Annotated in this window: 15 protein-coding genes; 7 read left to right on the forward strand and 8 right to left on the reverse strand. The window is 45.8% G+C overall.

The features are described from left to right. Positions 1-11: 11 nt before the first annotated feature. From ACXAGP_RS06890 to ACXAGP_RS06900, 3 genes are all read right to left on the reverse strand, one after another. Positions 12-725: a substrate-binding periplasmic protein gene (locus ACXAGP_RS06890; RefSeq protein WP_475260397.1), complete on the reverse strand. Its 714-nt coding sequence runs from the start codon at positions 723-725 to the stop codon at positions 12-14. 285 nt (positions 726-1,010) lie between these two features. Further along, positions 1,011-4,187 (reverse strand): efflux RND transporter permease subunit, encoded by a 3,177-nt coding sequence (locus tag ACXAGP_RS06895; protein ID WP_475260398.1) that lies wholly within the window; start codon positions 4,185-4,187, stop codon positions 1,011-1,013. Between the two features lies 1 nt (position 4,188). Next, the gene (locus tag ACXAGP_RS06900) at positions 4,189-5,427 is read right to left on the reverse strand and encodes an efflux RND transporter periplasmic adaptor subunit (RefSeq protein ID WP_475260400.1); all 1,239 of its coding nucleotides are present in this window, start codon (positions 5,425-5,427) and stop codon (positions 4,189-4,191) included. Positions 5,428-5,553: 126 nt separating this feature from the next. Between ACXAGP_RS06900 and ACXAGP_RS06905 the strand changes: the two genes are divergently transcribed. Then, entirely contained in the window at positions 5,554-6,507 is a 954-nt protein-coding gene (locus ACXAGP_RS06905; RefSeq protein WP_475260402.1) for a LysR family transcriptional regulator, read from the forward strand. Between the two features lie 4 nt (positions 6,508-6,511). Here ACXAGP_RS06905 and ACXAGP_RS06910 read toward each other — a convergent pair whose 3' ends face one another. After that, the gene (locus ACXAGP_RS06910; protein ID WP_475260403.1) at positions 6,512-7,990 is read right to left on the reverse strand and encodes a DUF3336 domain-containing protein; all 1,479 of its coding nucleotides are present in this window, start codon (positions 7,988-7,990) and stop codon (positions 6,512-6,514) included. A gap of 295 nt (positions 7,991-8,285) precedes the next feature. Between ACXAGP_RS06910 and ACXAGP_RS06915 the strand changes: the two genes are divergently transcribed. Beyond that, the gene (locus ACXAGP_RS06915; RefSeq protein WP_475260405.1) at positions 8,286-9,470 is read left to right on the forward strand and encodes a DUF445 domain-containing protein; all 1,185 of its coding nucleotides are present in this window, start codon (positions 8,286-8,288) and stop codon (positions 9,468-9,470) included. 14 nt (positions 9,471-9,484) lie between these two features. Here the strand turns inward: ACXAGP_RS06915 and ACXAGP_RS06920 are convergent, their stop codons facing one another. The 3 genes from ACXAGP_RS06920 to ACXAGP_RS06930 are packed head-to-tail and all read right to left on the reverse strand — an operon-like array spanning position 9,485 to position 12,336. Further along, positions 9,485-10,093 carry an FAD-binding domain-containing protein gene (locus ACXAGP_RS06920; protein ID WP_475260947.1) on the reverse strand — a complete coding sequence of 203 codons (609 nt, stop codon included), beginning with the start codon at positions 10,091-10,093 and terminating at the stop codon, positions 9,485-9,487. Positions 10,094-10,099: 6 nt separating this feature from the next. Then, positions 10,100-11,014 carry a deoxyribodipyrimidine photo-lyase gene (locus ACXAGP_RS06925; RefSeq protein ID WP_475260407.1) on the reverse strand — a complete coding sequence of 305 codons (915 nt, stop codon included), beginning with the start codon at positions 11,012-11,014 and terminating at the stop codon, positions 10,100-10,102. Then, positions 11,002-12,336: a DASH family cryptochrome gene (locus ACXAGP_RS06930; protein WP_475260408.1), complete on the reverse strand. Its 1,335-nt coding sequence runs from the start codon at positions 12,334-12,336 to the stop codon at positions 11,002-11,004. Before ACXAGP_RS06930 ends, ACXAGP_RS06925 begins: the two co-directional genes overlap by 13 nt. A 140-nt stretch (positions 12,337-12,476) precedes the next feature. Between ACXAGP_RS06930 and ACXAGP_RS06935 the strand changes: the two genes are divergently transcribed. From ACXAGP_RS06935 to ACXAGP_RS06955, 5 genes are all read left to right on the forward strand, one after another. Beyond that, positions 12,477-13,907, forward strand: a complete 1,431-nt coding sequence (locus ACXAGP_RS06935; protein ID WP_475260409.1) for a cryptochrome/photolyase family protein — start codon at positions 12,477-12,479, stop codon at positions 13,905-13,907. A gap of 11 nt (positions 13,908-13,918) precedes the next feature. Continuing rightward, positions 13,919-15,448 (forward strand): cryptochrome/photolyase family protein, encoded by a 1,530-nt coding sequence (locus ACXAGP_RS06940; RefSeq protein ID WP_475260410.1) that lies wholly within the window; start codon positions 13,919-13,921, stop codon positions 15,446-15,448. 29 nt (positions 15,449-15,477) lie between these two features. Then, on the forward strand, positions 15,478-15,645 hold the full coding sequence (locus ACXAGP_RS06945) for a DUF2256 domain-containing protein (RefSeq protein WP_475260412.1): 168 nt from the start codon (positions 15,478-15,480) through the stop codon (positions 15,643-15,645). A 60-nt stretch (positions 15,646-15,705) separates the two neighbouring features. Continuing rightward, entirely contained in the window at positions 15,706-17,244 is a 1,539-nt protein-coding gene (locus tag ACXAGP_RS06950) for a methyl-accepting chemotaxis protein (protein WP_475260413.1), read from the forward strand. A gap of 201 nt (positions 17,245-17,445) precedes the next feature. After that, complete coding sequence (locus ACXAGP_RS06955; RefSeq protein ID WP_475260414.1) at positions 17,446-20,538, forward strand: FG-GAP repeat domain-containing protein; 3,093 nt, start codon at positions 17,446-17,448, stop codon at positions 20,536-20,538. A 58-nt stretch (positions 20,539-20,596) separates the two neighbouring features. Here the strand turns inward: ACXAGP_RS06955 and ACXAGP_RS06960 are convergent, their stop codons facing one another. Continuing rightward, positions 20,597-21,361 carry a ParA family protein gene (locus ACXAGP_RS06960; protein ID WP_475260415.1) on the reverse strand — a complete coding sequence of 255 codons (765 nt, stop codon included), beginning with the start codon at positions 21,359-21,361 and terminating at the stop codon, positions 20,597-20,599. Positions 21,362-21,494 lie beyond the last annotated feature (133 nt).

Consider the following 21,494-nt stretch of genomic DNA (forward strand, 5'->3'; position numbering starts at 1 on the left):
TTGTTAACACTTTAGTGCCGTTGCCGGGTCTCTGGCCAGTCAGGAATACTGGCGTACTTCTGCAGTATTGATTGATATTGGTGTCCTTGTACTTGTCCCGATATTGACCAGATATGTTCAACTGTATCTGGGTATAATTGATAAAATTGATGAGAAAATACCAAAAAATAGGGTTTTTCCTGAACCGGTATTTCCAATCGCTTAATATTTTTGTTCATATATTTAAGCCCGTTGTATTGGTTGGTTACAACGGCAGAAACACGTCCTTTTTCCAGCATTTTAAATGCGTTTCCCACATGAGGATGTTCCAATAGACTTATCCCCATTCCATAAAGTTTGGAAGTGACAGAAGCTCCAATTTCCACTACTACGGGACGACCATCTAATTGACTGAAGGCCCTTCCGTCAAAGCCTGTTGATGCGTTTTTGTGAGTGAAAGCGTAATAGACATCGTATTTGAATCGTCTGGAGACGTCTATTTTATCGCCTCTTTTCGGATAAGCCCCATACTTTTCTCTCTCCGGTGAGTAACTGGCAACATTGAGAACGTCTACTAAGCCTGAGCCCAGTGAATGTAGGCAACGAGCGAAAGGTTGGCGTATCCAAACTATAGAGATATCCTGTGATTGTAGCACTTCATTCATTAACTCTACATTGATGCCCGGCAAAGGTTGATGCTCGTCACCAGGCTTTCGCCATAGGGGGAAGAGATTGGTATCCATCATGCATACTCGAAGTTCATGAGGGGACGAAGCAGCCAGAAGCGGTTTAACAAATAATAAGGGGCTTAGCCAAACCAGGACGGCTAGAAAGAGTTTGCTCTTGAAAAAAACGGTTTCTCCACTCATCTCGGGGAATGCCTCACAAGAATTCACGCTATCTTTTTAATTGTAGCAGCCAAATAATTAATGATGAGAAAATAGCCGGTATATTGCTCAGTGCGAATGGAACCACCTGCCGCCGTCGTTGAGGAGATTGTTGCTGACAACAGGGGTTCCGAAAAGTAGGAGTTAAGCTGCTTTTGCTAGCTGGTCTTGGGGGGCAGTGTCTAAATTGGCTTTTTCAGGCGATGGGCGACGTACAAGTTTATAGAACACCGGAGTGAGTATTAAACCAAACACCGTCACGCCTATCATGCCTGAAAATACCGCGACCCCCATAGCTTGACGCATTTCTGCCCCCGCTCCGGTGGAGAGCACCATGGGTAAAACACCCATAATAAAGGCAATGGATGTCATTAGAATGGGACGCAAGCGCAATCTACCCGCTTCTTTTATAGCCGCCATTGTGGACAAACCTTTGTCCTCCAACTCTTTAGCGAACTCCACAATCAAGATCGCGTTTTTAGTGGCCAGGCCCACCAAAACGATAAAACCAATCTGGGTAAAGATGTTGTTATCACCACCTGAAATAATGACACCTGTCATGGCCGACAAGAGCGTCATAGGCACAATCAAAATGATGGCCATTGGCAGACTAAAGCTTTCATATTGGGCAGCTAACACTAAAAATACCAACAATACTACGAGAGGGAATACTAACAATGCCGTATCGCCTGCCAAAATTTGCTGATAGGTTAAGTCCGTCCATTCGTAGTCCATACCCAGCGGCAATGTTTCCTGTAGAATTTGCTCGATTTTCGCTTGTGCTTGTCCCGAAGAATAACCCGGTGCTGGGGCACCATTGATTTCTGCGGATGTAAAGCCGTTATAGCGCATCACTCGGTCGGGCCCGGCACTTTGTGATACATTCACGAAAGAACCTAAAGGGATCATTTCACCATAAGCATTTCTGACTTTAATCTGACCAATTTGCTCCGGCTCCTGACGAAAGCTTTCATCGGCTTGCACGTTTACCTGGTAAGTGCGGCCAAACTGGTTGAAATCATTGACGTAAATAGAGCCCAGGTAGGCTTGCATAGTGGTGAATACCTCGTCGATATTAACCCCCTGGCTTTTCGCTTTTGTGCGATCTAAGTCCACATCCAGTTGCGGTACATTCACTTGATAACTGCTGAATACACCTGTGAGTTCCGGTGCTGCCCAAGCTTTTTGCATCACCTGCTGGGTCACTTTGTACAACTCTTCGTATCCCAAGTTCGCTCTATCTTCAACTTGCAGTTTAAAGCCACCAATAGTACCCAGTCCTTGTACTGGTGGTGGTGGGAAAATCGCGATAAAGGCTTCCTGAATGGCACCAAACTTTTGGTTTAGCGAGCCGGCGATAGCATGAGCAGACAGCTCGGGTGACTGGCGGTTTTCGAATTCGTCTAAAGTGACAAAGACAATACCGCTACTGGAGCTATTGGTAAAACCGTTAATATTCAGACCGGGAAAAGCAACAGCAGATACTACACCAGGGTGTTGTAGGGCAATGTCAGACATCTCTCGGATCACCGCCTCGGTGCGCTCCAATGATGACGCGTCTGGCAATTGTGCAAAAGATACCAGGTACATCTTGTCCTGTCCCGGCACATATCCTGTGGGGGTGTTTTCAAATTGTTGCCAGGTCAAACCCAACAAGCCAACGTAAAGCACCACAATGATGCCACTCATGCGGATGAGTTTACTGATGCCATTGGTGTAGGCTGTTGAGCCACGGTTGAAAAGGCGGTTAAAAGGGGCAAATACAAAGCGCTGTAGACCTTTATCCATTACCCGGGTTAACCAGTCTTTTGGGGCGGAGTGAGGTTTAAGTAATAACGCCGACAGGGCAGGGCTTAATGTTAAAGAGTTTATCGCTGAGATAATGGTAGAAATGGAAATGGTTAAGGCAAATTGCTTGTAAAACTGCCCGGTTAAGCCCGACATAAATGCTGTAGGGATGAAAACCGCCATCAAAACCAGTGTTGTGGCCACAATCGGTCCGGTCACTTCTTTCATGGCTTGTTTCGTTGCATCGACGGGCGATAAGCCCTCTTCAATGTTACGTTCAACGTTTTCCACCACGACGATAGCATCGTCCACAACAATACCAATTGCCAATACCAGGCCGAATAGCGACAGGGCATTTAGGGAAAACCCTAGCATTTGCATAATGGCAAAAGTACCCACTAATGAAACAGGCACTGCGGCGAGTGGAATGATGGAGGCGCGCCAGGTTTGCAGAAACAGCACCACCACTAAGACAACGAGTAACACTGCCTCTAATAGTGTGTTGACAACGGCTTTGATGGAGCCTCTTACAAATACAGTTGGGTCATAAACTATGCTGTAATCAACCCCTGCAGGAAATAGTTGCTTTAACTCAGCCATACGAGCCCGGACATCATCAGATATCTGGATAGCGTTAGAGCCAGGAGCCTGAAATATCGGTAGAGCTACTGCAGGCTTATTGTTCAATAGTGAACGCAATGAATAGCTGTTGGCGCCTAATTCAATGCGTGCCACATCACCCAAACGAGAAATCGCTCCATTGGCATCAGTTTTAATGATGATTTCGGCAAACTCTTGTTCGTTAGCTAAGCGACCTTTCATGTTGATCAACAATTGAAAGTCATTTTCACCCGTGGGCTGAGAGCCCAAGATACCGGCAGCAGCTTGCTGATTTTGCTCTCTGATGGCTGCCACAATATCGCTTGGATTCAGATTTAGCGCCGCCACTTTATCTGGGTCTAACCAGATGCGCATACTGAACTCACCAGCGCCAAAAAGTCGTACACTACCCACGCCGTCAATGCGTGCCAGTTCATCCTTAACTCGCAATCGCGCAAAGTTACTCAGGTACAGCATGTCGTATCTGTCATCGGGAGAGGTCAGGTGCACAACCATGGTTAAATCTGGCGATGACTTTTCGGTTACCACCCCTAAGCGCTGAACTTCTTGTGGCAATCTAGGTAGCGCGCGATCTACCCGGTTTTGCACAAGTGTCGTCGCTCGGTCTGGATCGGTGCCGATGGCGAATGTTACCGTCAGCGTCATGCGACCGTCAGAGGTAGCTTGAGAGGATAAATACAACATATCCTCAACGCCATTAATCTCTTGCTCTAATGGTGAGGCAACTGTTTCAGCTATTACTTTGGGGTTGGCACCAGGGTAATTTGCCGTTACTACCACTGTTGGTGGCACGACGTCTGGGTATTCCGTAATGGGCAGTTGCCAGACAGCCAAGGCACCAGCAATAAATATAAGTAGTGATAATACGCCACTAAAAATGGGGCGATGAATAAAAAATTGAGAAAAGTTCATATTAACCTCCCACTACTGCCGGGCTATTGGATTTTTGAGCCAGACTTGGGCGGTTGTAGTTTGCGTCTATAGCAGCCTGAATTTGAAGCAGCGCTTGTAATTGGGCTGATCCAGCCATAGAAATCATTTGTGGATTAACGGTGGTGCCGGGACGAACTCGTTGCAGGCCATTGACCACAATTTTTTCTCCGGCTTTTAAACCAGACTTAATGATCCTCAAGCCATTTAACTTTTCCCCCAAGGTGACTGCGCGGTATTGCACCTGATTGTTGTCATCCAGTACCAATACGAATTTGTTGCTTAAATCTGTACCTATGGCCTTGTCATCAATAAGAATACCGTCGTAGCTGGCACTACCTACTAATTTGATTCTGGCGAATAAGCCGGGAATGAATTGTCCGTCGTTGTCAAATACGGCGCGACCACGGATGGTGCCGCTGGTGGGATTGATTCGGTTATCGACAAAATCAATATAACCCTGGTGGGGATAGTCTTTATCAGATGCAAGGCCCATCAGTACGAGGTTTTCATGTTCACGAGAACTGGGACGACTGCCTTCACGGGCTAGTTTTACATAGTGCAAATAGGTCTGTTCATCCGCCTCAAAATAAGCATACACTTTATCGGTAGATACCAGATTGGTGAGTACAGACTGCCCGGCAGTAACATAGTTACCTTTGGTAAAATCGGCGCGGGAAACACGTCCAGCAATCGGTGCTGCCACACGGGTATAACTCAGATTTAAGCGGGCCAATTCAAGCGCGGCTGCAACGGATTGTACTCTTGCTTTTGCCTGTTTTAGCTGTGCCCTGCGGCTGTCAGCGAGTTCCTGCGAGATGGCATTTTTCACTAACAGGTTTTCAGCACGCTGCGCCTCAGAAATGGCCAATTCATGCTGAGCTTCCGCGTTCATCAAGTCGGCTTCGAGGCGACGTACTTCTGCTTTAAAAGGTTTGTTGTCGATAAAGAATAACGGATCACCCACATTAACCACGTCACCTTCTTCAAAAGCGACAATATCGATATAGCCTGAGACCCGCGGTCTTAATTCGACACTTTGTGGCGCCTCCAGTCGACCGGTAAATTCATCCCACTCGGTGAGACGTTGCTCAATTACCTGTGCTACAGAGACTTGTGGAGCCGGTGGGGTAGTATTTTCTTGTGCATGGGTACCGCATGCACTTATCACTAAAGCGCTTAAAGCGAGCAGGGAACTTCTTAAACTATTTTTCACTGACATGATAATGCTCCTCAACATTGGTATTCAGACGAGAGGCATTATGCGGGCTTGCAATAAATAAAAATAATTATATGATTGTATGAGATACATCATTTTAAATGATGTTTAACTTGCAGGAAGATGAATATGCGCAATCAAGAACTCAATTTATTAATGGTATTTGACGCTATCATGACCGAAGGTTCCATCACGCGAGCCGCAGAGCGACTCTCTATGACACAGCCGGCGGTGTCCAATGCCGTTTCTCGCATGCGTCATGTTTGGAAAGATGAGTTATTTATTAAAGAAGGTCGCTCAATTCATCCCACGTTATATGCCCGCAATTTGTGGGCCCAAATTCGAGAGCCTCTGCAGGAATTGAGCAGTGCGGTGGCTCCGGAGAGTTTTGACCCTGCGACGTCTAAGCGTACTTTCAGATTGGCAGTGGCGGATGCTGTGGTTGATATTGTCTGGTTGCCACTGCGCAAGATCATTGAACAAGAAGCCCCCGGCATCAATATTCACGCAATCCCTTATACCATCATCAATGGTGAACAAGTGTTGATTGACGCGGAAGTGGATCTGGTGATCGGTGCGAATAATATTGAAGATCCCTCCGTAATAAGATCAGAGTATCTGTATACACCGAAGTATGTGTGCATTATGCGTCCGGGTCATCCCTTGGCAAAAGCGAACTTAAGCCTGGAAGAATTCGCAGAGGCGGAACATTTATTGGTTTCGCTATCAGGCGATATTACGGGGTATACCGATCAGGTTTTGGCCCAACACGGTCTTAAGCGGCGCATTGCTATGACGGTGAATCACTTTTCTGCGGTCGCCGATCTCATTGCAGAAAGTGATTTAATTTCGGTAGTGCCACCGACCACGCTTGAAAAAGCGATTTTCAGTGGCAAATTGGCTGTCACTAAACCACCGGTAGAAATACAGGGGGCGCAACTTTGCAGCCACTGGCATAAACGTCAGGAAAAAGATGGGGGATTATGCTGGTTGCGCAAACATGTGAGCAGCATGATCAAAGATCATGCTGAACGCCATTTTGAAGAGCTGAAAAAGCGCTTTTGCGGGGCAAAAGCGGCTTAGGGTATTAACCCGCTTTAACCAGGCGCAACCCTGATTGCCCTGAGAGTAACTGCTGCTCGCGCTTTTTGAGCAACTTGTTGTACTTTCTGAAAGCCTTGCTGATTTGTGTATTACGTCGGATGTTATCCATTTGTGGCCAGGTAGCACGCTCGGCACTGTCAATTAGATCCTGAATCGCACCACGTGTAGGATTGGAAAATATTTTGGAAATATTGCGCACGCTGCGCTGTGGAAGAATATTGATGTCGCCCACATACTGCTGTTCCACAATTGAGCGGACCTTGTGAATACCCAATTTTAGCGCGCGATTGTCAATGGCATTTTCAACCAAATCAAAAGCATAGATACTGTTCATTTTTGCCAGATTAAACAAATGACGTTTAGTGATAGAGGCAAAATCATGCACGTGCTTTTTATTACGCGACAAAAAGGGCACGGCAATCGGGTTGGTTTGGCTCACGATGCTATGATTCACACCATACAATCTGGCCAGTCGCTGAAATGGCATATCGGCCATAATGGAGCCATCGCAGAATTTTCGATTGGGAATGTAGGGCACTATTTGGCCGCTGGCATTCTTGGCTCTCAGTTGTACTGGTGAGTACACCATAGGGATGGCGGTAGAAGCTCTCACCGCCATAGTGATAATAGCGTTAGGAGAGGTTTTCTGGTTTAACAACCTAGAATACTGATGCAAATCGGCCGGTGACACTGTAATAGTGATCTTGCGGCCAGTCTTTTTAAAGGCCTCTTCAAACGTCATATCACCGAAAAGTTCAATTAAGGCATTTTCAAGGTTGGTGCTGTCTAATAACCCGTCTTTACCAAATCCTTGCCACACCGACCATTGTCGAAATCGTTCGTAGATAGACTCTGCAGTGAGTACATCTTTTAGTTCGTCATCGGTTCTTGTTCCTACAAGGCCAGTTATGATGGAACCGGCACTGGCACCGCTAATGATATTGGGCATTAAATCTTCTTCAACCAGCGCCTTAACTACGCCACAGTGGAAAAAGCCCAAGCCTGCGCCGCCACTTAGCATGAGGCAGGATTTGCCGTAGGCGTAATAGGTTTCTTCAAAGAATGAGAGTTTTTCGTAAAAGTCGATATCGTTTTCATCGGCATGGTAAATCATGCTCAAGGCTTCGCACACCTCATCCATAAACTCCTGGATGAGGTTTTTTGTACCGATTTTGCAGTAGTTATTCAGCTCCGGGTTGGAAATGTTTCCCAAGTTGCCGTGGATCCCCTCGTGTAGAATGGACATCAATCCAGCGGGGTCCCCGTGTAATCGAGCGAATTTCAGGCGCTCCACGCGCTTGCGGATAAGTCGATAATCATAACCCCTGTCACGGTCTTTCTCCTTCCACTCATCTGCACCAGACAAGGCATCGTGAGCTTCACAGGCTTCGCGATACTCTTGATAGGATGAAGCGTTGTTTATAGCTTCTTCAATTTTTCCCAGGGTCAGTGGTCTTTGCATAGTCTCGATCTACAACTTCGATAATGACACAATATAAACCGATCGAATTAGAATTGGCTACCAAATCCTGAAATTTAGCCGAAAATCCGTGAACGTGTATCAAACTTCGGTTAAAATCGGGTAAGTTTGTTAACCCTTATCGATTGCTTTTTGAACTTCTATATCTCAATACGGCAAATTTTGGTTTTTAGATTGACCATTCTAATCCCAGTGGTTAGCCTGTCTTTCAATTTCGAATAAAAATAATAGTTAACAGTCACACAAACTTATGATGGAACTCGTCCAGGAACACTACATGCTGCTGCTGATACCGATGATCAGCGCCGTTGTTGGATGGTTTACTAATTTCCTCGCCGTTAAAATGATGTTTTACCCCATCGAATTTATTGGCATTAAACCAATTTTTGGTTGGCAGGGCCTGATCCCAATGAAACGTCGCGAAATGGCGGAAATTGAGGTGGAGCTGGTGCTGGGGAAGTTGCTCAGCGTGCAAGAAATTGCAGGCCGTCTTGATGCCGATGAAATCAGTAAAAATATCCATCGCCGACTTAAACAAGTTATTCGCAAGGTCGTCAACGATGTAATGCAAGAAGCCGCTCCAACGGCTTGGGCAAGTTTACCTGCACAGGGTAAAAATTTGGTTTATGCCCGCATTGAAATGGACATTCCTAATGTAGTGCGCAAAATTATTAGCGACTTCAAGCACAATGTTTCTGAGATTTTGGATATTAAAGAGCTTGTTGTTACTCAACTTGTCAATAATCCTAAACTCATCAACGAAATCTTTCTGAGTGCTGGCGCCAAAGAGTTTCCCTTTATCGAAAAGTCAGGCCTTTACTTTGGCTTCCTGTTGGGTATTCCCACTATGATAACCTGGTACTACTATCCGGTTTGGTGGGTGCTACCTTTAGGCGGGCTGATTGTGGGGTATCTCACCAATTGGATCGCCATCAAGATTATTTTTGAGCCTAAAAATCCCATTAAAGTTGGGCCCTTTACCTTTCAGGGCATGTTTTTAAAACGCCAGGAAGAAGTCGCACGAGTTTATGCGGAAATCGTCGATAAGAAGGTGATGAATTCAGAGAATATCACCGATATCGTGTTACATGGCTCAGGCTCCGATAATCTATTGGAATTAATTGAGTTGCACGTCAATGACGCTATAGAGCGTTATGTGTCTATCACTCAACCTTATTTTGCTTTGGGTGTAGGGTCGAAAAATTACTACCGCATGAAACAGTTGGCCGCCCAACGTTTATTTGAAAATACCGGTAAATATATGCTTTATGCCTACGAATACGCCCACGGCGCTTTGCGAATCGGAGACGATTTGTGTGAAAAAATGCAAGCGTTGTCTCCCGAAGAGTTTGAAGGGGTACTGCGACCCGCCTATCAGGCCGATGAATGGAAGCTTATTGTTACCGGTGCCGTACTAGGCATGGCGGCAGGTTTCTTTCAGATCTATTTTATCTTTAATTAAATCTGATTTTGCAACTAGCCACGTTTGTATTTGTGGCGGGTGGAGGGCACGGTGTGTCTTGCCAGTATGCGTTTACCTTCTTGTTTTACATCATCCCGTTTGCGAAAACTCCAATGTTTCTGCTGGGCTTGCTTATAACTCTCTTCTGGTAGAACTATGGGTAACGGATAGGTTTTACCTGGTTCAAAGTCAAACATTTGGGCTTCGATTGGAGAGATTTGCCATGGGGTGTGGATTAAAGGCGCATCGAGTACCCGTAATTCTGGTACCCACTTTTTGATAAATTCACCGTCGGGATCATGTTCTTGCCCCTGTTTAACAGGGTTATAAATACGGATCATATTGGCACCCGTTACGCCCGCCTGCATCTGAAACTGGGGGTAATGAATGCCGGGTTCAAAATCCAGAAATAATCTGCCAAGATGGCTAACACCACTACGCCAATCAATGTCCAAATGGTGCACCAGATAACTCACCAGCATAGCGCGCATGCGAAAATTGATGTAACCCGTTTGCTGTAAACAGCGCATACAGGCGTCTACTAACGGGATGCCGGTATTACCTGTTTGCCAGGCTCGCTGTTTTACTTTGCTCTGCGGTGAGTCGTCGTATTGAAAATGCAGATAGGCTTAGTTAACCGGGCGAGCTTCCATGGCGCACTCAGATTCAAACTTCTGGATAAAATGGCAATGCCAATGCAGGCGGGAAACGAATGCCACTAGCGCACGACGCCAGCCTTTTTTATCCCAATGTTTTAAGGTGAATTGATAAACCTGACGCAAACTTATATTTCCCCAGGCCAAATAGGGGGAGAGGCGAGAGCAGGCCCGGCGTGATGCGTCTGGTTTGGAAATTGACCGCGTGTAATTTTTACCTCGCTCCTTAAAGAAGTCGTGTAGCGTATACCAGGCGCGCATTTCCCCGCCCGGTTGGAAAGTTTCCGGGGTTGCCAACCAACTTTCGGGGGGGACAAATGTCGGGATTTCTGCTCGTTCTTTGTTAATCCAGTTGACGTCTTCAAGCACCACATCTGCTGTGGCGCTACGCATGGTTTTTTGCCAGTGCTTGTCCCAATGTTCTCTGTTGCTTAACCCTCGTATTACGGCACTGCAGGGTGTTTCCTGCCAAAAAATATCATTTTTCTCGCACCAGGCTGCCACTTCCCGGTCGCGTTTGAAGGTATTTGCCAGCCCAATTTCCTGTTGGCTGAAAAGATTGAAATTTTTAAATTGATTTTTAAAAAGTGACAGTAGTTGAAGAAAATCTCCTGACGTAACTAATAACGGAGTGGCAATTGGCGCTAGTTGTTGTTCGATATCTTGCAATGATTGCCAGACAAAGCGCCAATGTCGAATGTCCAGATGGGGGTCTTGTTGCAGGATATCTTCAACCACATAAAGTAGTAGGATCGGGTGTCCGTTTTGATGTGCAAGATACAGCGGTTCATGGTCTCGCAAGCGCAGGTCGCGCTTAAGCCAGACTATATTGATAGGCTCTGGAGTCAGTTTTGCGGGTGCGTTATCGGGCATTGTTAACAAGGCCAATCCACCATATCCGTAGAGTCAATTTTGGATGCAGTCATTTGCTCTATTTCCTGTTGGGTTAGCCAGGCTTTGACAAAGGCACCATCAGGGTCATACTGCTTCGCTTGTTTTTCCAGATCAAAGCGACGGTGGCCTCTCGGATCTGCACCGACGCCAGCCAGGTATTGCCAGTTACCCCAGTTTACTGCGACATCAAAATCCACGAGCTGTTGTTCGAACCACGCAGCACCATAGCGCCAGTCGAGATTGAGCTCGTGTACCAGGCAACTAGCGACCAGTTGCCTCGCTCTGTTTGACATGTAGCCTGTACTGTTGAGTTGTCGCATGGAGGCGTTGACTATGGGCCAGGGTGTATTGCCAGTGCGCCACTTTTCATAACGCTCTGGCCAAAAAGAGGTGAGGGGAGAGGTGTCTTTAACCCCGGAAAACTGGAAAATACGAGCCCCGTATTTGTACAAATACCATTGAAAATACTCCCGCCATAGCAACTCGAAATAGAGCCACCAGGTAGACTCATTTGCTTGTATATCTCTTTCGAAGTGCTTTATATGATGGTAAACCTCTTTGGCTGAGATGTTACCATTGGCCAGCCAAGGGGAAAGTTTGGAAGAATCATCAAAAGCCAACATGCCATTTCGGGTTTGTTTGTAACTGAGTAATTTTTGGCTTTGGTAGCTGTAATAGTGTAAACGTTTTTTGGCCTCTACAGCTCCACCTTTAAATAATTTGGGTATTGTGTTGTCAGCGCTGATAGAGGTAAAACTATTACAAGCGCTTTGTGGTGGTGAAGGCAACCAATCGGGTGCCTTTAACGGCGCATCAATACTCAGTGCCTCCACTTTTTTGCGAAAGGGCGTGAAGTGTTTAGGCAACTCATGAACTTCAAAGGGTAAGTCAAATTGATTGAACAACGTGTCCGTGTTTTCTTGCAAAATGGTCAGATGTGGGGCCGCTTCTCTCACTTTATTTAGTTGTTGCTTTTCATGAGTGCCGGGACACTCAGAGCAAGCCAGGTAAGATATTCTGTGCTGTTTAATGAGTTTTGTTATTTCAACTTCTGCGGCGCCTGCAACTATCAGCAAGTGAGAGCCGAGTTTTTGCAGTTCGGTTTGCAACCAAGCCAGAGACTGTTGCAAAAAATGTTGTCGATGTTTGCCCAGAGGTTTGGCCATGAACTGTCTGGCTTCAAACCAGTGAGGCTCAAATACAAACACGCAAAGCAAATTATCAACTTCGCGACTAATGCGATGCAGTGCCAGATTATCTGACACCCGCAGATCATGCCTGAACCAGAATAAACCATTGCGGATATTAGTTTTCATATAGCTTATTACCTGGCTCACACGCGAACAGATCATCTGGCAATGTTGAGTGATTAAAATGACAGCACATGAGCGTGGATTACTGATCTCATCAATAGGGACTTCGTAATGACCTTTATAGAAATCAAAAAAGATTAGCCATGGTTACGATTTATTGGATGCGCAATGATTTGCGCCTTACCGACAACCCAGCGTTGTGCTTTGCAGCAGAACAAGGTTCTGTGCTGTCAATTTACATTCATGATACGCATGTGGAAAAAGCCTCAGGTGCTGCAACCAGACGCTGGTTGCACGATTCATTGCGCTCTGTTGATGATGCTCTAAAAGGCAATTTGAAGGTATTTAAAGGCGAACCACTGGAAGTATTAAACAAGCTTGTCGCAGATCTAAAGCCAGACGCCGTCGTATGGAACAGAGGATATGAACCTGAAACAATAGCACGGGACACTAAAATCAAGTCAGGTTTGCAAGAGCAAGGTCTGAAGGTAAAAAGTTTTAATGCGGGACATTTATGGGCGCCCACAGATATCCTTAAAAAAGACGGAACACCTTATAAAGTCTTCACGCCCTATTATCGCAAAGGTTGTTTAGCTGCTTCTGCCCCCAGATTCCCCTTGGAAAGGCCCGCTAAAATTGACTTTGTTGAGACTGCGATATCCGACACGGTAGACATTGAAGACCTGAATTTTATTCCCAAGATTAACTGGGACGAGCAGATGATGCGTCACTGGAGTCCCGGAGAGCAGGGCGCTAAAGACAGGCTGCAAACATTTTTGGATGGTCCTTTATTCAACTACAAAGAAGAGCGCAATATTCCTGCTGTTGCAGCAACGTCCAGATTATCACCGCATTTACATTTTGGCGAAATCTCTCCTAATCAAGTCTGGTATGCAGTGTTAGATAAATGTGAGCAACAGGGGGTATCGCTTGAGCACCCCGATGTGGATTGTTACCTTTCAGAGCTGGGCTGGCGGGAATTTTCTACATATTTACTGTATCACTTTTCAGATATGGTAACGGAAAACTTTAATGCGAAGTTCAACAAGTTTGCCTGGCGTTCTGATAATAAGCAACTGCAAGCCTGGCAAAAAGGTAAAACCGGGGTCCCAATCGTAGATGCTGGATTGCGGGAGCTTTGGGCTACTGGCTACATGCACAATCGGGTACGTATGATCGTCGGCTCTTTTCTGGTTAAGAATCTTTTGCTGGATTGGCGGGAGGGCGAGGCATGGTTTTGGGACTGCCTGGTGGATGCCGACCTTGCCAGTAACGTCGCCAGTTGGCAATGGGTCGCCGGTTCTGGCGCGGATGCGGCGCCCTATTTCCGCATTTTTAATCCCGTGACTCAAGGGGAAAAGTTTGATCCACAAGGGGAATACGTCAAAACCTGGTGTCCTGAGCTCAAAAAAGTGCCTGCGAAACTCATTCACAAACCTTGGGAAGCTAAAACGGATATTTTGCGCGCATGTGGGGTGGTGTTAGGCAGTGATTATCCCGAACCGCTGGTGGATCTTAAAGCTTCGAGGCAGCGCGCTTTAGATGCCTTTGCAGAACTAAAAAATGTTTCTTAGAGCCCGCTGACATGAGCAAACAAATGTGCCTGATTTTGGGCGACCAATTAAGCCATAACCTTTCCAGTCTTGCCTGCTTAGACAAGGAAAACGGGGTGGTGCTAATGGCCGAAGTAAAAAACGAAGCCACCTATGTGAAACACCACAAGAAGAAGATTGCCTTCATATTCTCTGCTATGCGCCACTTTGCTTATGAATTAAGTGCCCAAGGCTATAAGGTTTTGTATCGCAAGTATGACGATCCGAAAAATAAAGGTAGCCTCTTTGAAGAAGTGAAAAACCTTTGCAGTAAAGACAGTTACTCAGAGGTTTTTATCACTCAGCCAGGTGAATATCGATTGCTCAGTGACATGCAAACCTGGCAGAAAAAACTGGAAACTAGCGTTACATTACTTCCCGATGATCGCTTTCTCGCCGAAACTGAATTTTTCAACGCATGGGCCAAAGGCAAAAAGCAGCTGCGCATGGAATTTTTTTATCGCGAAATGCGTAAAAAGTACAACATCCTGATGGAGAGCGGCCAGCCAGTTGGGGGCAAATGGAATTACGATGCGCAAAACCGTAAAAAACTCCCAAAAGAGATCCCGGTTCCCGCACAGGATACTTTTGAACCGGATGAGATCACAGAACAGGTAGTCGCTCTGGTTGCCGAGCATTTTGATGATCATTTTGGCGATTTGGAGCCATTTCAGTTTGCGGTAACCCGAGAGCAAGCCTGTCACGTACTGGACAATTTCATCGAGCAGCGTCTCCCTGAATTTGGTACCTATCAAGATGCCATGAAGCAAGGCGAGGACTGGTTGTTCCACAGCCATATCAGTTTCTACTTAAATGTTGGCCTGTTGTCACCGATGGAAGCCATTGAAGCGGCTGAGCATGCATGGCGTATAGGCGCGACTCCGCTTAATGCTGTGGAGGGTTTTATCCGACAGGTGTTGGGATGGCGTGAATACGTGAGGGGGTTGTATTGGTATTTGATGCCAGAATACAAAGATAAAAACTTTCTCGCTGCTACCCGCGCATTGCCGGAATTTTATTGGAGTGGTGAGACGAAAATGAACTGCATGGCGGAATGTGTGCGCACTACAAAGCAAAACGCTTATGCCCATCATATTCAGCGCCTGATGGTACTGGGAAACTTTGCTTTACTGGCCGGTTTGCATCCCGATGAAGTGAGTGAGTGGTACTTGCTGGTTTATGCCGATGCTTTTGAATGGGTGGAACTACCCAATGTAACAGGGATGATTTTATTCGCCGATGGTGGCACCCTGGCCAGCAAACCCTATGCAGCTAGTGGCAGTTATATCAACAAGATGTCTGATTATTGCAAAGATTGCCACTACAAGGTGCAACAGAAACTAGGTGAACAGGCTTGCCCCTTCAATTATATGTATTGGAATTTCCTGATAGAGAATCAAGACAGTTTTGCTAAAAATCCGCGAATGTCGATGATATACAGTACCTTAGGCAAGAAAAGCGACAGCGAAAAGCGAGATATTCAGCAACATGCTCATCAGTTTTTTCAGGACATTGGGATTTGATATTTAGTGATGTGCTTTGACCTGTATCAATGAAAAAAACTCACCTTCCCTCTAAGATATGCCCGGTTTGCCAGCGACCATTTGTGTGGCGCAAAAAATGGGAATGTTGTTGGCATGATGTAAAATACTGTTCCAAACGATGTTATAGCAAACGCAAACAGCTGGAAAAAAATAAGCATTTTTCATCGCCGCGGTAATTTTGTTACTATTGCAAATTGGTGTTATTGGATTCCGGGTAGTTTAGAAAAGGAAGTGTTATGAATCGAAGAAATCAGCAAGTTGTTGATAGTGAGGTTACCTTCTCAGAGCAGGAGGAATTAGTTTCCACCACTGATGAACGCGGCATAATTACCTACGCAAATGACGTTTTTTGTAGAGTTGCAGGTTATGAACCTTCGGAGCTGGTGGGTAAAAACCACAACATTGTACGTCATCCAGACATGCCTAAAGCGGCATTCGCTGATATGTGGGAGCGGCTCAAGCAAGGTAAGGCATGGCGTGGCGCGGTAAAAAACCGCTGTAAAGATGGACGCTATTATTGGGTAGATGCGTTTGTAACACCGATTTATGACAACGGCAAACGCGTGGGTTACCAGTCTGTGCGCAGAAAACTCAAGCCTGAATTTCGACAACGTGCCGAAGGTTTATATCGCAAAGTGAATTCCGGCCAGAGCCTTACCTCTCCATTAGCGGTGATAACTCGATATAAATTGCCCTTATTTGTCTTACTTTCATTATTACTTTTATGGTTGGGCAGCCAGGCATATTGGGCCACGTTTTTATTGCCTTTATTGGCACTCGGCTTGTTTTATCCTGAAGTCATTGCACAAGGCAACTTTAACAAAAAATTACAAAGTGATTACGACAGTGTGTCTCGATTGGTCTACACCGATTCAGGTGAAAACAGTTCTGCACTATTTCACATTCAAATGTTACAAGCCAAGGTGGCCACTATCCTTGGTCGGGTAAGCGACAGCACCCACTCTCTCGATGAGGGAGCAAAAAACCTCAAGTTGACAGCCCATTCCGCTAAAGAAGGGGTTGAGAAACAAACTCACGAATTGCACCAGGTGTCCACTGCCATTGAAGAGATGGTAGCTACTATTAATGAAGTTGCGCAAAACACCATTGAAACCCGTTCCCGCGTAGAATCCGCCCATGATTATTGTCAGCAGGCAACCAGTGCTATGAACCACACTATGGATGAGGTTTCAGCCCTGGCTGATGAAGTGGCAAAGTCGGCCGGATCAGCAGGTGAACTGGCGCAAGAAGCAGAGAAAATTGGTGGAGTGATGCAGGAAATTCAAGGCATTGCCGACCAAACCAATTTATTGGCACTGAATGCAGCCATAGAAGCGGCAAGAGCTGGTGAACATGGCCGTGGTTTCTCTGTGGTAGCGGATGAAGTTCGGGCCTTGTCCAGCCGTACTCACTCTGCGACTGAGCAGATTCAGGCGTCTATCAGCGAGATTCAAAATACCCTGCTTAATTGGGCATCCACTATGGAAACCGGCAAACAGGCCGCTGATTCTTGCGTAGTAGAAACAAAACAAACGCAAGACATTGTATTTAAAGTTTACGATGCCATTACCGCCATTTCAGATTTAGCTATCCAGATTTCTACAGCCGCTGAGCAGCAAAGCAGCGTTTCGCAAGAAATAAGCCGCAACATCGTGAATATTAATGAAGCCTCAATGCAAAACCTGGAGCAGGCCGAGCTGGTAGAAGTGGAATCTGAAGCGCTTGACGAACGAGCTAAGAAGTTAGCCAGCCTCGGATTGTCGTTTGGTAATTAGTGGGGATTTATCTGCATATTCAGACCTTTCTAATTAATTGCTGCGCAGAAAATACGGATATTTAGCGCAGTCAATTGCCAATTCTCAGCATTGATGCCAATGTTAGTTTTATTCCTTTATTCTCGTTAATCACTAAAGCGTGTTGAACTTTGCTGTAAAATTACACTGAAAAGAACAACAGGCTCTAGATGTGAGGCATTGATGCAAAAAACTAATAACCTCATTGGCGTCATCTTATTCGCCAGCCTATCAGCGAGTAGTGCTTTAGCAGCCACCGACTATGATTACGATGGTGATGGCAAAGCGGACATCGCTGTACGTCGGGCATCGACCTTTTATTGGTACATCCAAAATTCCGGGGACGACAATTTTAATTCGGAAGCACTAGACGGTATACAGCGAATTCAGTTTGGCAAACAAGCCACTGATATTCCCGTACCTGCTGACTATGATGGTGATGGTATTACCGACATTGCCGTACGTCGGCCATCCACCTATACCTGGTATGTAAGAAATTCTTCCGGAAGCAATTACAATTCAAGCGCTGAAGATGGAATACAACGGGTGGTTTTCGGTAAGCATGAAGGAGATATACCTGTGCCTGCGGATTACGATGGCGATAATATCGCTGACTTTGCGGTGCGGCGTGCTTCTAATTATACCTGGTATATTCTCAATTCCAGCGGTAGTAACTTTAACTCCGACAATGGCGATGGCATTCAGCGTATCGTATTTGGGAAAAACAGCGACGACATTCCGGTACGCGGAGACTTTAATGGGGATGGCATTGATGATATCGCGGTGCGTAGACCCTCAAATTTTACCTGGTATATTCGCAACTCCAATGGCGACAATTACAATTCTGATGCAGAAGATGGCATCCAAAGAATCATCCTAGGTAAAAATGTTAACGATATTCCAGTACCCGCGGACTATGATGGTGATGGTATAACCGATGTTGCCGTACGCAGGCCATCTACATTTACCTGGTATATCCGCCAGTCCAGTGACGGTGAGATTGTTTCTTACGTGTTTGGCAAGAACGAAGATGATATTCCCGTTCCAGCAGATTATGACGGAGATGGAAAAGCAGATATCGCAGTAAGACGCGACTCTAATCAAATCTTTTATGTACTAAATAGTTCTGATGGGGAAATCCAGCGCATCAACTTTGGTCTGCAATCGGATGACATACCTGTCAATGCTCCCTTGCCCGAGGTGATAGACAAGCTCGATGTAATTAGTGGTGATGGCGACGATACTAATACAGCACCTGTGGCTGATGCCGGAATAGATTTCAGTATTAGTCTTGGCCTGGATCCTATCGTTTTAGATGGCAGTGGTAGCTATGACCCGGATGGTGATGAACTGACTTACCTCTGGTCTGTTTTGTCCCAACCAGAGGGAAGTGCAATTGCTTTGAGCGATGAGACAAGTGTCATGCCGGATTTGTTGCCGGACCTGGCTGGAGAGTATCAATTTGGGCTGGTGGTTAGCGATGGGGAATTATCATCCTCTCAAGATACGGTTACTTTGACCGTAGAGTCCACAAGTACTAGTGTTGATGCTGACTTCTACACGCCTGCGCCGATCGTGGATATTCTGGGTAACAATCGCTCTGTGTCTTGGGTGAGTATTTCAGAACAAGCCAGTGACTTGATGCGCTTTACCTTTGGCCCTGCAAGTAGTGATGATGTGTTTATCATCAACGATGATAATAATGTCGTCAGTAACAGTTTGGGGGTTACTTCCTCTTTGGCTGCAGCAACTTCCAGTAGCGATGAAATACTGTTGCGCTCTATGTTCAAGCTTATTGCCGTGGAAAACGACACCTATCGAATCGTGTCTACTAAACATAGTAACTATGTTCTGGATAAGGATGATGATTCCGATAATCTTATTTTGCGGGACTATCGCAGCGGATCTCGGGATGATGACACTGCAGGCTATCTGGCATTTACTCTCACAGGGACATCGCCACTCACCATCGAAGCCACTTATCGATATACCTATGACAGTGACAGCGAAGGTTTTGTCGCGGACGCTGAATGGGTGGCGCAAAACCTGGTTTACCAGGACGAAGCCTTACAGCTCAGCGTCGAACAAAGTTCTGAATTTTACCTCTATGAGCCACCGATTGATTTTGATATTCCATTTGACCTCAATCCTGAGCAAGTGGAACGAGTCAGTAATCCGGAAGTAACGCCGTTTACCAAAGATGGCGACTTGAGTGATTTGCAACAACAAATAGCGGCTGCATACGCGGACCAGGTTGCAACTCAAGGTAATGATGAAGATACGGCGGCTGCCGCGCTTGCCATGCTAAATGACATTCTGGAGACGCTTGAGGCCGAAGGCGCAAGTCTGAGATATCCCATTGAATTTTACACTGCCGCAAGGGAAGGGTTGCTGAGTCGGGTTTACGAGTCTTCAGACTCCACCGATGGTGTGTTGGGTACCCATACAGTGCCTTTTGTTTATTATACAAATGAATCCGATGACGACGGTATCCATCATCCATTTATGGTAATAGCGAGTTATGGGTTGCCAGACAGTTTAACGCTGCTTTGGGATGTTCCTAAGCCTCCGGGAGATGGCACAACCGACAGCTATGAAACACAAAACGTGACACGCAGTCTGCACAAAGAGCTGTTTCTGATTAAAATCCCTTTAAGAGACTACGGGGAAGTCGAAAGCCTCACTGAAAATGACATGGAAAACGATCTGGCCAGCGATGTTGGCTCTGAGGATTTGACTCATCATACCTATGCTTCCATCTCTTCAACAGGGGTTGCCATTGATGGTGTGCTGATTTATCCCTCTTACAATAACAGTCTGCATATTTCGCAAAATGAAGCGGAACTGTCTGCTCACGGCATGCATTCGGGCAGGGGCCTTGGGGCTCACTATCACGCCGATGCGTTCAGTGCTTATGCCAAGGGGTTGAACATGTACAATGTGGAGGATTACGCAGGGCGCAGTCATCCTCCCATTATTTCTTTTGGCTTTGATGGTGTTGCCGGGTATGGCATTTATCTTGATGGTGATACCACTAGCGACGGTGTTGATGTGGCATTGGACGAATATGGTGGGCATGAGCATGATGATTATGGTTATCACTATCACTCGTATGCTATTGATGCGGTAAGCGACAAGGAGCAAGTTTCTTACAAAGCCCATCAGCTGCCACCATTTGGTGCCTGGTCAGGTCGTATCAACGATATACCGGATTTTTGGGATGGCACGGCTCCCAATGTGGTAGGTGGTCGCAGCAAATGGTTAGGAAACGAATAGCCTGAATTAGAAATTGGGGGTAACGAAACGGCAACGTTTACCCCTATTTCTTCTGGATTTAAGCTTCAATTGCCTCGTAAACATCTACAATAGACTGGGTCAGTTTGTGCTTCGGAGCATAGTGAATAAGTGGCTTTTGCACCTGATGTGATTCCCGCATTTTCACTGATTGCGCTATGTACTTAGGGATCACCGGATAATCTTGTGCTATCAGGTCATCGATGATCTTCCCGGGGAGTTTGGCATTGGTCATATACTGGTTAGCGATGATGCCTTCAATTTTGAGATCTTCGTTGTGATCCTCAATAATTTCGGCAATCTGGTTTTGCACACTTAATAATCCCTGGATGGCAAAATCATCACAATCAATTGGTATCAACACCGAATCTGCACCAATTAGTGCCGACAAGCTGTAAAAATTCAACGCTGGCGGTGTATCAATAAATATCCTGTCAAATTCTTTGCTTAGTTTTTGCAAAGCTTCTCGCAATTTATAGATCTTATGACGGCTGTCTAGCTCACTTTCGATATCGGCCAGGTTAGGGGAACCGGGAATAATGTACAAATTTTCGTATTGCGTTTCCTGGCAATATTCAATAGGGGGCTTTTTACGCAGATGAAAGGTAATAGTTTGATCAAACAATTCAAAAATACTGTCTTGCTTTTCAGCGTTTTCCTTTTGCAAATAGCGGCTGGCGTTACATTGGGTGTCTAAATCTAACACCAATGTTTTTAGTCCTTTGGTGGCTGAAATTGCCGCTAAGTTGACCGTCAGGCTGGATTTTCCCACGCCCCCTTTTTTATTAAACAAGACTCTGATCATGTTATTTCCCGTTGCTTACTTTCGGTCGTTTAATTGCTTGTCTAGAATTAATTGAGATAACTCATTGATTCCATTGATACTCGCCATAGCAAACAAAAGGTTGCTGAAGGTGAAACAGGCGAGCTAGTATCAG

This window comes from Planctobacterium sp. AWM4_229, assembly GCF_056160305.1.

Coding starts and splice junctions, on each gene's coding strand:
- ACXAGP_RS06890 (WP_475260397.1), bottom strand. CDS start 725: ATGATGGATACCAATCTCTTCCCCCTATGGCGAAAGCCTGGTGACGAG.
- ACXAGP_RS06895 (WP_475260398.1), bottom strand. CDS start 4,187: ATGAACTTTTCTCAATTTTTTATTCATCGCCCCATTTTTAGTGGCGTA.
- ACXAGP_RS06900 (WP_475260400.1), bottom strand. CDS start 5,427: ATGTCAGTGAAAAATAGTTTAAGAAGTTCCCTGCTCGCTTTAAGCGCT.
- ACXAGP_RS06905 (WP_475260402.1), top strand. CDS start 5,554: ATGCGCAATCAAGAACTCAATTTATTAATGGTATTTGACGCTATCATG.
- ACXAGP_RS06910 (WP_475260403.1), bottom strand. CDS start 7,990: ATGCAAAGACCACTGACCCTGGGAAAAATTGAAGAAGCTATAAACAAC.
- ACXAGP_RS06915 (WP_475260405.1), top strand. CDS start 8,286: ATGCTGCTGCTGATACCGATGATCAGCGCCGTTGTTGGATGGTTTACT.
- ACXAGP_RS06930 (WP_475260408.1), bottom strand. CDS start 12,336: ATGAAAACTAATATCCGCAATGGTTTATTCTGGTTCAGGCATGATCTG.
- ACXAGP_RS06935 (WP_475260409.1), top strand. CDS start 12,477: ATGGTTACGATTTATTGGATGCGCAATGATTTGCGCCTTACCGACAAC.
- ACXAGP_RS06940 (WP_475260410.1), top strand. CDS start 13,919: ATGAGCAAACAAATGTGCCTGATTTTGGGCGACCAATTAAGCCATAAC.
- ACXAGP_RS06945 (WP_475260412.1), top strand. CDS start 15,478: ATGAAAAAAACTCACCTTCCCTCTAAGATATGCCCGGTTTGCCAGCGA.
- ACXAGP_RS06950 (WP_475260413.1), top strand. CDS start 15,706: ATGAATCGAAGAAATCAGCAAGTTGTTGATAGTGAGGTTACCTTCTCA.
- ACXAGP_RS06955 (WP_475260414.1), top strand. CDS start 17,446: ATGCAAAAAACTAATAACCTCATTGGCGTCATCTTATTCGCCAGCCTA.
- ACXAGP_RS06960 (WP_475260415.1), bottom strand. CDS start 21,361: ATGATCAGAGTCTTGTTTAATAAAAAAGGGGGCGTGGGAAAATCCAGC.